This window comes from Chitinophaga qingshengii (genome assembly GCF_014529935.1).
Taxonomy (GTDB): Bacteria; Bacteroidota; Bacteroidia; order Chitinophagales; family Chitinophagaceae; genus Chitinophaga; species Chitinophaga qingshengii.
This window is the reverse complement of record NZ_JACVFC010000005.1, coordinates 272,897-286,307: the sequence shown is the minus strand read 5'-3', so window position 1 is coordinate 286,307 and position 13,411 is coordinate 272,897. Positions and strand designations below refer to the sequence as shown.

Sequence of the window (13,411 nt, the reverse complement as noted above, 5' to 3'; positions counted from 1 at the left end):
TTCGCCATTCATGTTACCCTGATTTGAAAAGGGGGCCGACCAAGAAGGTTGGCCCTTTAGTTTTTTGAGCGGCAGTACCCCAGGTGAGGGTGATCATCCGCGGATACCGCCGTTCTAAAACAAAAAAGGCCAATACTTGCGGCTGGCCCCATTTTTTATCAACCTTTATTATCTATACTCAACGGTCCTGCACCAAAATAGGCAATCAATAACGCGCCACCTATCAGCGCTACATTTTTCATAAACATACCCATCTGCATCTGTGCTGTCATTGGATCAGCAATACCCCAGAACTTATGCATGGCCAACGTAACGGGGACCAGGAAGATGACTACCAGCCAGGCGCCCAGTTTGGCCTTAAAGCCCAGCAATACACTCAGGCCGCCTACCAGCGCCAGTAAACCAGCCAGCCTTACCATAATGTTGGCCGCCGGCACACCGGCTGCCGTAGCATAATCGGCGCCTGCGCCACCTACGTGATTGATACCTGACATAAGGAAAATGAAGGCGAAGAGGATACGCCCCAACAGTGGAACAATTTTCATAGTGAACAGTTTTATGATATACAAACGTATAGCTATTCAATAATGTTTCATAGCGGGTTACCGGAAGGAAAGCACTTTCGTCCGGGATAGCGTTCCCTGAAATCGTATCTTTATAGTGGAAACAAAACGGCATCTATGCGGAAAGAAAACTCCACCAATGCGATTAATGAGCGGATACTCAACGGCTTATGCCAGACATCCCACGCGCTGTCCGTGATTGGAGGACGCTGGAAACCCACCATCCTCTGGCGCCTGCTCGATGGTAAAATGCGTTATCACGAACTGAAAAAATCTATATCCGGCGTATCCGAAAGGGTACTGGTTTTACAATTAAGGGAACTGGAAAACGACCAGCTGATAAAACGCATCATTTACCCGGAAGTACCGCCCCGCGTGGAGTATGAATTAACGCCGCTGGGACGGTCGCTCGAAAGTTTATTGGAACATATATCCAGCTGGGGTAAAATGCACAAACAAAACACCCGTCAGCAGGAAGACCTGCCCACCATCAGCACCAACTAACCTTTCAACCCGGCGTCTTCCCGGGCACCGGTAGCTAATGCTACCCAATCCGTATCCTTTTCGTTGCGCGCTACAACGGTCATGAGGCGGGATTGCACCAGCTGCGCCAGTGGCATCGGCGTATGGGAACGAGTGGCTGTTTGTAATACCAGGTTCATGTCCTTCAAGCCTAAAGCGGCACCGAAAGCCGGGCTATCCGCAAAATTCCGTTCCAGCACCATAGCGCCGTAACTGCGGAATATCGGCGCTGCAAATAGGGTGGTGGTCAGCATTTCGTATGCTACTTTCGGATCTACTCCGTTTTTCTCTGCCAGTGTAAAAGCCTCCGCCATCATCTCTATCGCTCCGGCGATCATAAAATTGCCGATCAGCTTCAATACGTTAGCACTCCCCGGATCTTCCCCCAGGTCAAATACATTTTTGGCGAAGCCCGCTTCCAGCAACGGCTTCACTCTTTCTTTGGCAGCGCCGGGTCCCGATACCACGGCATTACCAGCCTTCGCCGCTGCCGCTTCCGGCCGGGCAAATACCGGCGCGGCTACATAGGTCACCCCCTGCTTCTGATGATGCGCCGCCAGCGCACGCGACGTATCCGGTGAAATAGTACTCAGCGATACATGAATGCCACCATGCCCCAGCGCCTGTATAAAGTCATTGTCAGCAATACTTTCCACCGCCTTATCGTCCGATACGAGCGTCAGCACGATACCTCCCCGCACCGCTGTTGCAGCCGGACTGTCTACCAGCTCCGCTCCCAGCGCTTCCAGCGGCGCGGCCTTCTCACGGGTACGGTTATATACTTTTACAGGATAGCCTGCTTTTAACAGATTGGTGACAATAGGGAGTCCCAGGTGACCAGTACCGATAAATCCAATGGTTTCCATGACGAAATATTTTAAACCGGAAGTTATCAATATTTGGTAACTTAATACGAACCCGGGATAAATCAACATCCATCTAACTAAATGCCCTTACCTTGAAACGTATATTACTGTTACTGTTATGCAGCTTTAGCGTCCTCAGCAAAGGACTGTGTCAATTAACCAGCAGCCCGCAACAAAGTCCACTGCATCATATTTACCGGCTGACTAATGAGGAAGCCCGGACCCTGTATCTCAAAAACAAGCTGTGGGACAGCCAGTACAGCCGGCAACTGCTACACACGCCTGTCGGCTCTTTCGCTGCCGGAAAACCCTTTCCTGACACGCTTCCGCCCGGACATTACCTCGAAGTATATGCCGTACAGTCACGGGTTAAATACGAATACCATGTGGTAGAAAATATCCATTACAAACTCCTGAACACCAGCAGTAACCAGGCCATGATGCTGTATGACCGTCAAGGCCGTATAATAACGGATGCGGCCGTACGTTTGGGTAACCGTCCGGTAGCCTTTGATGCCGCTACCCAAACATACCCGCTTGGGTATCCCAAACGTAAACGCATACTCGAAATAACGCACGACAACCTGCTAACCCTGGTGGACCTGAACAAATCAAACAACTATCGCTACCGGACGTCTTTCTTTCGCCGCCTGTTTGCCCGCTGGAGGCAGCGCACGCGATATTACTCCCCGCAATACACTGCATCAGAACGCCACTATACCGGCTTCGTAGTGACGAACAAACCCAAATTCAAACCACTGGACACAGTGCGGTTAAAGGCTTTTATCCGGACCAGTAAGGGACAACTGGTCAATAAACCCGTATGGCTGCGCATCAGCGACCATTCACGGGAAACAGACACCATTATCGCCATGCTTACACCCTACCGGCCCGGCGCCTTTGAATACACGTTTGTGCTGAGCGACAGCCTGGACCTTACACTGGACGACAGGTACGATCTAACACTGGAAGCCCGTCCCACTATAGCCGGCGAAGATGATGACGACGACTACATCGGCAGAAAACGGAAGGTGATGGTACGCAATACGTTCCAATACGAAGAATATGAACTGAACACCGTGACTTTCAAGGCCCGTACAGATTATACCCGTCACACCCGTGGCACACCGGTGGCTATATATTTCAAAGCCACCGATGAAAACCAGTTGCCCGTACCCGATGGCCGTGTACAAATCCGGATAGAAAAAAGTGAGACGGTGGCAACTTTCAAACAGACGGTATTCATTCCGGATACGCTCTGGCAACAGGAAGTGCCGCTGGAACCTGCAGGTGAAACCAAAGTACTGTTACCGGACAGCATTTTCCCCGCGGCCAGTATCGACTACAAAATCCACTGCCGGTTTCTCAGCGCCAGCAATGAAAGCCGGACCGAGACATTGTTGCAACATTTTACCTATCCACAGGAAGAAATCCGTTTCGCCCAACAGGGCGACAGCATGGAGATCAATCATCTGATCGGTGGCAAACCCTTTCCTGCTAAAGGCAGGCTGGCACTACTCAATGCAAATGAGGATACATTACAGCAGATACCTGTCAGCTTACCTGCTAAAATAGCACTGCATCCATTTGCGAAGACTTATGTGGTCACTACCGATAAAACCTCCGGCACACATACGCCTTCCTCCACGGATATCATCACGGGTACGGCTATCCGCACACGGGACAGTGTTTTCATACAGATTGCCAATGCCTGTCATACTCCTTTCTGGTATGCCATATACGGCGGCAGGAAGATAGTACGGCAGGGATACCACCGGGATAACTTTGAGTGGAAAACCCGTGCCACTACCCTGCGCGACTATACGATTTCCATACAATATATCAGGAATGATCAGGTAGTGCCCTACTCCCTAACCGCCGGGTATGCAGAGAAACTTTTACAGGTAGCTATACAGGCGCCGGTGACGGTCTTTCCCGGACAAACATCCAATATATCCGTTCGTGTTAAAGATGCCGACGGTAAGCCGGTGAAGGACGCAGATGTCACTTCCTATGCAGCCACATCCAAATTCAGGGATTTTAACCTTCCTTTTGTTCCTTACGGAGGAAAGAACCATCGGGTTAAAATGCGATTTACCCGCTATGAAGATGCTAAACGGGGCATTGCGAATGGCAGCACGCTTTATGACCGGGCACAGTGGGAAAAGTTGTTGTCGTTGGATACCAGCGTTTATTACCAGTTCCTGCAGCCGAAAGGGTTTTCTATCCTGACAGAGCCGGTAACCGGCCAGCTGACGCAGCTTGCGCCGTTTATCACCATCAACGGGCTTCCGCAGCAGATCGTTTACCTGTGGATAGATGGAAAACCAGCTTACCTCCAGGATGTGGACTATAAACCGGCTTACAGTTTCCCGGTTACACCCGGTTACCATCAGTTACGTATACGCACCGCCGTGAAACTGATCACTATGGACAGCGTACTGGTGGCTGCCGGGCGTAAAACATTCCTGAATATCAACATTGCTGATCCGCAGCCGCATGTGCAGGTAAAAACGGTGTCCCGGATTTTTTCACGGGCAGAGAAGGAAGCGCTGCGGCCTTACCTGGGAAGATTCTACATCGATCTTGCCGGCCGTAACTTTTCCTATATTCAGCAAAACACCCGTTTATTGTCAGCCAACATACAATGGAAGACGAAGGTGAGCGCATGGCCACTCGAGCCCGGCCCTGCTACTTTTACTTTCAAAGACCTGTTCAACGCCACCTTTACTCCCGCCCCGGAGAGAATAATATTTCTCGCCAACGGCGAAGGCAGCCCTACCCTGCAGCAGTCCATAGCACCGGAGAAGTTCAACCAGATCCATGTCAATAGCCCCTATGAACTACCGTTATATGCCACCCTGTTTACACCACAAATACTGGACAGCTTATGGCAGGAGCATAAAGAAAAAACACGGCAACAATACCTGATGGGAAGTAAAGAAAGTGCATCCCCTCCTGGTACGAATAGCTTGCAATTCAAGCCCGATACCAGTTTCAAAAAGGAAACGATTAAGCAGCTTTTCCTGTATCGTTACCAGGACCCCTCCTTTTACCGGGTAAACCCGGCTTACGATTTTAATTTTAAGCGGCTCGATAGTGGCTGGTACCGCTTGCTCGTTTTACGCAGCCGGAACTATTACCAACTGATTGATAGTATTTATATCTATCCGGGCGGCACTACGATACGGCAGTTGAATGGGCCGCTGCGGCTGTTGCCCCCCGATACTGTCAGCCAGGAACTGGCAGAGGAAATATGGCAATATGTTGCCAATAATGTAAGTCATGTTGATGGAGGTATGTTCAGTAAAACATTCTATCAGCAATACATGGACCAGTCATTCCTCCAAAAGAGCATTACCGGAACCATCAGGGATGAGCAGGGCAATCCTGTTCCCGGCGCCACCGTTATGCTAAAACACACCGATGTTGGCACCGTTACCGGTGCTGACGGCAGCTTCCGGCTGAATGTCACCCAATACGGCATATTGGTCGTTAGCGCCATCGGTTATATAAGACAGGAGATCAGCCTTAGCGACGAGCAGATCTTCCTGGTAAAGCTCATACCGGCAAAACAAGCATTGGAAGAGGTGGTTGTTACCGCGATGGGGATGCAAACCACCAAACGAAATTTAACGGGTTCCGTATCCGGTGTAATGATAAGAGGCATGAACAACGCTACCACCTCTTCCCCGCTGATCATTAAAGACGGGGTGATATATGAAGGTACCCTTGAATCGATAGATCCTGCTACTATCGGCACGGTCACTACACTGAAAGACGAGGTTGCCAAGAGCCTCTACGGCGCCCGCGCCGCCAATGGCGTTATTCTCATTCAAAGCGCTACCGGCAACAGTATTTCTACCGGCAAGGGCCTGCGGCAGCACTTCCGCGACGACGCCTTCTGGCAACCACGGCTACGTACCGACGAAAAAGGTGAAGCCTCCTTTAACGTCACCTTCCCGGATGATATCACCAACTGGAAAGCATTTGCCATTGCCATGACCGACAGCAAACAGTCGGGTACCGCTACCGCCTATATCAAGGCATATCAACCACTGGCCGCCAACCTGGCGCTGCCCAACTTTGTAGTAGCTGGTGATACCCTGCAGGCATTGGGTAAAATACTGAACTATACGACAGATACCGTTACACTGGAAAGACGTTTCTTCGCCGGTGATAAACTGTTGCTGCAAGGTACCGCCCGTGTGCAGAACAGCCACCTCGACACGGTTATGATAGTGGCTCCGCAACAAGGCGACAGCCTGTCGCTGAAATACACCATTCAGCGCGACAACTTTATGGATGGAGAACGCCGCGTTATCCCCATCTTCCCGCAGGGAGTGATGGAGAGCAACGGCACTTTCCTCGCGCTCCGCGCTGATACCTCCTTTACACTGCCCACAGCCGATACAGGCGATACTAAAGTATACATTGCCGGTAGCCTGCTGCCGGTAATGGCAGATGAAATTGACCGGTTAAAAAGATATACCTACAACTGTAACGAACAGATGGCCAGCAAAGTAGTAGCGCTACTGCTGGACAAACAGCTATGTATATACGAACAACGTACTTTCCACGGCGAAAAACAGTTGCAGCAGCTCCTGCGTAAACTGACCGGCAACCAATACCTGGGCGGCTGGGGATGGTGGAATAAACAGGAGCCGGTATACTGGATCAGTCAGCATGTGACCCGCGCCCTGCTGATGGCGGAAAAAGCGGGCTACAGCACCTCCCTGAACAAACAGGCGCTGATAGATTACCAGCGCTTCCTGCTGGCATCCACCGCACGGAAACAGGACAAAATCGCCATCGTAGATATCCTGCAACAGCTGGGCGCCAAAATGGATTACCGGCGCTGCCTGGATACGCTCCCTGCCGCCAACAGTTACGAGCAAACCCTGAAATTATATATTCTGCAACGTGCAGGCGACAACGTTAGCACGGCCGCGTTATTGCAGCGCCGTCAATATAGCCTGATGGGCAATCCCTATTGGGGAGACGACAGCGGGTATTTCCCCACCAACGACATACAGCAAACCCTGCTGGTGTATAAACTGCTCCGTCAGCAACAAGGCCAGGAGGCCACCCTGGCCGGTATCCGTGACTGGCTCATGGAACAGCGGCGGCCAGGTTACTGGCGCAACACTTACGAGTCCGCCACCATCCTTGAAACCATTTTGCCCGATTTGCTGCAAAATACCGGCGCACCGGCCACTACGCTTACACTCAATGGCCGCGTTGTCCGCCAGTTTCCCTATGATACCGTCATCCGGGCGGCACAACCACTGCAGATCCATAAACAGGGCAACAGCACGGTTTATTTCACTGCCTCCCGGGACCACTGGAATCCCATCCCGGAAGCGGTATCGGGAAAATTCACCGTTACCAGCAGCTTAGTGTTGAACGGTCAACCACAACCAAGGCTGATTGCCGGCACGCCTGTTGATTTACGTATAGATGTTAACGTTGTAGCGGATGCCGACTATGTGATGATAGAGATACCAATTCCCGCGGGTTGTTCCTATAATGCCAAACCGCAGTCATATGAACATGGAGAAGTACACCGGGAACACTTCAAACAACAGGTGAGCATCTTCAGCCATCATCTTACAAAAGGCAAACACAGCTTTACTGTATCACTGATGCCCCGTTACAGCGGTGTCTATCATTTGAATCCGGCCAAAGCATCCATGATGTACTTCCCGGTATTATTTGGACGCACCCGCATGAAACAGGTGATAATCACCGGCAAATAAATTATATTAGTAATGAGTAAACTGCCTCCACCATGAAAACGATTCAACAATGGCTGGATGACTACGGCACCAGTCATCGCAACGAGACCAACAAACTCATTCACTGGATTTGTGTACCGGCTATTTTCTTCAGTATTGTAGGCTTCTTATACGCTATCCGTATTCCCATTCCCGGTACCGGGATGGTACTGACCGTAGCGCAGATAGCGCTGGTATTACTGATTATTTATTATGCCCGGCTATCTGTTTCACTGGCAGTGGGGATGATGGTCATTGGCGTCATCTGTCTGTGGTTATGGCGGCTGATAGCCGCCACCGGTTCTTCCATATGGCTGGTAGCACTCATCATCTTCGTGCTGGCCTGGATAGGACAGTTCATTGGCCATAAAATAGAGGGCGCTAAACCCAGCTTTTTTAAGGACCTGCAATTTTTGCTGATCGGTCCGGCGTGGATACTGAGTTTTCTTTACCGCAAGGCGGGGATTAAATTATAACGACGTGGGTGGGGAGAATGCGCTGGTACACAGCGCTGAAGCCCTGCGCCAAGATGTTATACAGTTGCCCGTTGACGGCGGATGGCTTTCTGCAAAGGCGCGTTGCCGGAATAAATATGGCTGTAAACGTTGTATAAAAAAATAAAGCCCCGATGAATCGGGGCTTATTTACCTAAACCTACAACTGTTACACTGTTATTGCAACAATATTTTATGTCGAAAAACAAGACCGTTAGTGCATTGCCGACGGATCGAGTTTTGCAGCTTTCTTAGCTCTCACCATCAGTACAAACGGGATACAGATAAGGAACATGAGTCCCAGGTACAGGAACACGTCCATGTAAGACATAACAGCAGCCTGTTTGGTAACGCTGTAGTCCAATACCTTGTATCCGGTTTTCACCGCGGAGCCGGCGTCTATACCTTTGGCGGCGAAGCCGTGTGCCAGGCCATTGACGCGGTTCATTACATCCGGGTTATTAGTATCCAGTTTGGATACGAGATCGCTCCGGTGTACCATGTTCTGACGGGCCATGAAGGTGGTGATCAATGCCACCCCGAAGGAACCGCCCAGCTGGCGCATCATACCGGTGAAGGCCGCGCCCTGGCCGATCTGCTGTCCTTTCAGGGACGACAGCGCCAGTGTGGTGATCGGGATAAAGAGCAGACCCATACCTACGCCGCGCACAATCAGCATCCAGAAGAATGCATCAGAGCCGGTATCAGCCGGGGTGATAATCATGTATCCCCACAAACTGTAAACGAAGAACAATAACATACCCAATGCTACCAGGTATTGCTGGGGCACGCCTTTTTCCAGCAGCTTACCGATGATAGGCATCATGAAAGCGGTGGTCAGGGCGGCCGGTATCATCAGCATACCGGATTGGGTGGCTGTCCATCCCAGTGTACTTTGTGTGTACAGCGGAATAATAAAGGTAGAGCCATAGAGGCCGAAGCCCAATATAAACGAGAGGATGGTTCCCACCCGCAGGTTACCGTTCTTCAATACCCTCAGTTCCACAATCGGGTTCTTATAGGTCAGCTCACGCCAGATAAAGAAGAACAGTCCCAGTGCGCTCATCACAGACAGGAGCGTGATGGTAGGATCGTTGAACCAGTCGTCTTCCTGACCGCGTTCCAGTACGAACTGTAAACAACCTACCGTGATGGCGAGTAATATAATACCCAGAAAGTCGATCTCGTTGATAGCCTTCTTCTCCGCATATTTCGGGCTGCGTACAAACTGCAGGGTGAGCAGGGTAGCGATCACGCCGATAGGGATGTTGATGTAGAAGATGTAAGGCCAGGAATAGTTATCGGTAATATAACCACCTAAAGGAGGACCCAGCGTAGGGCCGATGATCACACCGAGACCATAGATCGCCTGGGCGACACCTCTTTTTTCAGGAGGGTAACTTTCTGTAATAATGGTTTGTGATGTTACCAGCAGCGCACCACCTCCGATACCTTGTATAAAGCGGAACAGGATCAGTTCCCACATGGCCGTGGCGTTACCACAGAGGAAGGAGGAAATGGTGAATATGATGATAGAGGCGGCGAAGTAGTTACGGCGGCCGAACTGTTGGGACAACCAGCTGGTCATCGGTACAATGATAACGTTACCGATGGCGTAGGCGGTGATCACCCAGCCGATTTCACTGAGTGTGGCCCCCATATTACCGCGCATGTCGTTCAATGCCACATTCACGATAGTGGTATCCACGATTTCCAGCAGCGCGCAGAAGATAGCGGTGATCGTGATGATCACCCTGCGTGAGCCGTATTCTACCAATGATTCTTGTTGCATGCAGCGATTTATTTTGAATGAATGCAGGGTGACCAGGAATTAATAATTAAACCGGTGGTTTCCTGTCTGGACTTCTTTGTTTGAGCTAATGGTTTCCGCCAATATGAATCATGTAAGCCGGATCAACTATTAACCCCTGGTCAGGATGCATTCATGTATGAATTAGTTGAGGTGCACGTCTACCAGTACGTTCATACCCGGGCGTAACTTTTTGATCAGTTCATTAGCCGGATCATCGAATTCTATTTTCACGGGGAGGCGTTGCACTACTTTTACGAAGTTACCGGAAGCGTTATCCGCAGGCAGCAGGGCAAATTTAGCGCCGGTAGCCGGTGCGAAGGAAGTTACCTTAGCTTCCAGCGGAGTGCCGGGGAAGGCGTCGATATGTACGGTCACTTTCTGGCCGAGTTTCATTTTCTCCAGCTGTGTTTCCTTGAAGTTGGCCACTACCCACGGAGCGGTGTCCATTACCACGCTGAAGAGCGACTGACCGGCAGTGATGTATTGACCGGGCTGTACATATATTTTTGACAGTACGCCATCTTCCGGAGCGATGATCACGGTGTAGGACTGGTTCAGTTTGGCATCGTCCACATCGGTTTCACGCTGTTTGATAGCGGCGTTGGCCAGGTTGATTTGTTTACCGGTAGCGCTGCTCTGGGAGCTCACTACGGTAGTCTGGCGAACGGCTGCTGCTTTTTGTTTTACCAGTACGTCGAGCTGGCGTTCGGCTGTTTGTTTGGCAGCCAGGGCCTGTTCGTATTGTTGCTGGGTGATGGAGTGGTCCTTGATCAGGTTAGCGTAACGTTCGTAGTCCTGGTTAGCTCTCCAGATATTTACCTTAGCGGCTTCGATCTGGGCGTCGATAGTACCTACCTGTGCCTGGGCAGTGCTGATACCTGTTTCCGCAGCGGAGGTGGTTGCCTGAGCAGCGCCCAGGTTAGCCTGTGCAGTGTTGAGGGCATTTTCCGCCTGTTGTACTTTTATAGCCAGGTCGCGGTCGTCCAGGATAACGAGGGTATCCCCTTTCTTTACGTGCTGGTTATCTTTTACTCTTACTTCTTTCACAAATCCGGATACTCTTGGAATAACGGGGCTTACATTAGCATCGATCTGCGCGTTGTCTGTTTCTTCGTGGTGCAGACTATGGATGTATTTAGAGATACCGAACGCGCCGCCACCCAATACCAGAGCGGCCAGTACGATCACAAACCCTTTGCTGCGCTTTTTAGGCGCTGGTGTTTCCTGCATGGTAGATATATTATTAGTAGGTTTTGTTTGCGTTTCCACAGCTTTGTAGTTTATGGTTTTGTTGTTATTTATTGTTGTCGAGTATTCCCGATGCCTGTAACAATTTGTTGTAGGCCACCAGTGCATCTGCTCTTGCGAACGTATAGTTCAGATGAGCCTGAAGGTTGGCCACGTCTGCATCCAGCAGGTCTGTGGTGGTAGCCAGGTTGTTATCATGCTTGTTTTTAGTGATCCGGTAATTCTCTTCTGACTGTTCTATTGCCTTGATATAAGTATCCATCTTTTTGCGGCTCAGCAGGTAGTTTTCGTAAGACTGTACCACATCGAGGTGAATGGCATCTGTCAGTCTCGCCTCATTGGCCTGCAACTCTGCCAGCTGTGCTTTCGCATTGGCTACCTTGCTACCGGTTTTCCAGAGGGAAGAGAGGCTGTATTTTACCCCTACACCGGCGGTAACCGCATTGGTAATGGTGACTACGTTAGGAATGTAAGCCGCTACATAACCGCCGGTAACAGCGAGGGAAGGATAATATTCACCTTTCACGCCTTTTACATTAGCATAAGCCGCTTTCTCTTTCGCGCCGAGGGAGGCGGCATCTTTACGGTTCTGATAAGCCAGTTGCTCAAACTCTCCTACGCCTCTTCCATCTACCTTATCATCTACCTTAAAAACAGTCGTGTCCAGCTGAAGTTGTGTAGCATCCGGTAAGCCGAGCATGATGTTCATGTTCAGGTTGGCTACTTTCAGGCTGTTTTGAGCGTCCATGAGGGACAGTTCATAATTAGACTGTTGCAGTTCTGCTTTCAGGAGGTCGTTGCGGGCGAGCAGGCCGTTTTTTTCCAGGTTGGAGAAATCTTTCACGCGCTGGGTGGACTGTTTGAGGTTCTCCTCCATCAGTTTCACCGCCTGGGTGGCTTTATAGAGGTTGCTGTAGGCGCCGATGGTGTTTTCAATCACATCGTCGCGGTCTTTGTCAGCGTCCAGTTTAGCTGCCTGAGCGAGGTAGCGGGCAGCTTCCTTACCGCTCTGGATCATCATACCGGCAAATACGGGGATAGACACATTGGCCATACCATAAGCCGCCTGGTTTACTTTAGGGGATTCAGCAGGGGCGCCGCTGCCGCCACCGCCGCTTTTTCCGAGTTTAAGATCAATGTTGGGCTGTGTCAGTCGCAGGTAGGAGCCGGATACGGTCACGTCGGGCAGCTGGCGTTCGTTGGCTGTTTTTACGTTCGCGTTGGCTGCTTCGATGCGGGCTTGACTGGCCTTTAATTGTTTGCTGTTTTGTAGACTCAACGATATGGCTTCATTTAACGAAAGCGGTTTTACACTTTCCTGTGCGGAGGCTGCCTGAAAAACCAGCGTCAGCACGATTCCTGATGCAAGCGCATATAAACGTTTGTATATGCTTCTAGAATTCATGTGTTAGGATTGCTTTAAACAATTTTTTCAAATGGTTGCTCAGTCTGAGCCTTAAGTATTCTTTGAATTCCTGGTCGTTTAAGTGTGCGTAGTCCGTATTGGTCCGCAGCAGGTGTTGGGCAGGTATAATCTGGTGAATGGTGCCAAACAAAGTCGTCATCAGCATTTCCACGTCCACATCCATCATAAAGATGCCGGCGTCCTGGGCGTTGGTGACAATAGGCCGCATCAATCCCAGCATTTCACTTTTCAGTTGCCAAATAAGGTCTCTTACAGGGCTTTGTTCCTTATTGAGCTGTTCCCGGCTCATAATGCACTGAAAGTTTTGCTCATTCAGCATTTTATTGATAAACCTGTCGATCAGGGAGTATATTTTTTCTAATGGGGCCATGGTGTTGTTTTCCACCAACTCATTGATAAAAATGCGGGATGCATTCATGCGATGCCTGAAAACGGCTTCCAGCAATTTATCCTTAGACCCGAAGTAGTAGGATATCATGGCTATATTCACATCTGCCTCTTGTGCAATATCCCTGACGGAAGTGCCATGAAACCCCTTTTCTGCAAACAACCGTTCCGCCACCGAAATGATAGAAAGTTGTTTATCGTTATAGTCTTCCATGTTCCCTTTTGTTAATTTGACGAAGCAAAGTTAAACAAACGTTTAATTTAAACAAACGTTTACTTAAACGTTCATTTAAATTTTTATTTTTATAACTTTTA

9 protein-coding genes are annotated in these 13,411 nt (G+C 50.0%); 3 read left to right on the top strand and 6 right to left on the bottom strand.

Features of this window, described 5'->3' with window-relative positions; genetic code table 11:
• Window positions 1-158 precede the first annotated feature (158 nt).
• Entirely contained in the window at window positions 159-545 is a 387-nt protein-coding gene (locus ICL07_RS28225; RefSeq protein ID WP_188091415.1) for a DoxX family protein, read from the bottom strand.
• A gap of 135 nt (window positions 546-680) precedes the next feature.
• Between ICL07_RS28225 and ICL07_RS28220 the strand changes: the two genes are divergently transcribed.
• Window positions 681-1,067 carry a winged helix-turn-helix transcriptional regulator gene (locus ICL07_RS28220; protein ID WP_188091414.1) on the top strand — a complete coding sequence of 129 codons (387 nt, stop codon included), beginning with the start codon at window positions 681-683 and terminating at the stop codon, window positions 1,065-1,067.
• Here the strand turns inward: ICL07_RS28220 and ICL07_RS28215 are convergent.
• A complete protein-coding gene (locus ICL07_RS28215) occupies window positions 1,064-1,951 on the bottom strand; it encodes an NAD(P)-dependent oxidoreductase (RefSeq protein ID WP_188091413.1) in 888 nt (295 codons plus the stop codon). The genes ICL07_RS28220 and ICL07_RS28215 overlap by 4 nt on opposite strands.
• Before the next feature lie 92 nt (window positions 1,952-2,043).
• Here ICL07_RS28215 and ICL07_RS28210 point away from each other — a divergent pair, with 92 nt between their 5' ends.
• On the top strand, window positions 2,044-7,710 hold the full coding sequence (locus ICL07_RS28210; protein WP_188091412.1) for an alpha-2-macroglobulin family protein: 5,667 nt from the start codon (window positions 2,044-2,046) through the stop codon (window positions 7,708-7,710).
• A 32-nt stretch (window positions 7,711-7,742) separates the two neighbouring features.
• Window positions 7,743-8,204: an Mpo1 family 2-hydroxy fatty acid dioxygenase gene (locus ICL07_RS28205; RefSeq protein WP_188091411.1), complete on the top strand. Its 462-nt coding sequence runs from the start codon at window positions 7,743-7,745 to the stop codon at window positions 8,202-8,204.
• A gap of 232 nt (window positions 8,205-8,436) precedes the next feature.
• On the opposite strand, the gene ICL07_RS28200 is transcribed toward ICL07_RS28205, so the two are convergent.
• From ICL07_RS28200 to ICL07_RS32645, 4 genes are all read right to left on the bottom strand, one after another.
• Window positions 8,437-10,014, bottom strand: coding sequence for a DHA2 family efflux MFS transporter permease subunit (locus ICL07_RS28200; protein WP_188091410.1), 1,578 nt, complete (start codon window positions 10,012-10,014; stop codon window positions 8,437-8,439).
• A gap of 162 nt (window positions 10,015-10,176) precedes the next feature.
• Window positions 10,177-11,304 carry an HlyD family secretion protein gene (locus ICL07_RS28195; protein WP_343071128.1) on the bottom strand — a complete coding sequence of 376 codons (1,128 nt, stop codon included), beginning with the start codon at window positions 11,302-11,304 and terminating at the stop codon, window positions 10,177-10,179.
• A 25-nt stretch (window positions 11,305-11,329) separates the two neighbouring features.
• Window positions 11,330-12,688 (bottom strand): TolC family protein, encoded by a 1,359-nt coding sequence (locus ICL07_RS28190; protein ID WP_188091409.1) that lies wholly within the window; start codon window positions 12,686-12,688, stop codon window positions 11,330-11,332.
• Complete coding sequence (locus ICL07_RS32645; RefSeq protein WP_188091408.1) at window positions 12,678-13,310, bottom strand: TetR/AcrR family transcriptional regulator; 633 nt, start codon at window positions 13,308-13,310, stop codon at window positions 12,678-12,680. Before ICL07_RS32645 ends, ICL07_RS28190 begins: the two co-directional genes overlap by 11 nt.
• Window positions 13,311-13,411: the final 101 nt, after the last annotated feature.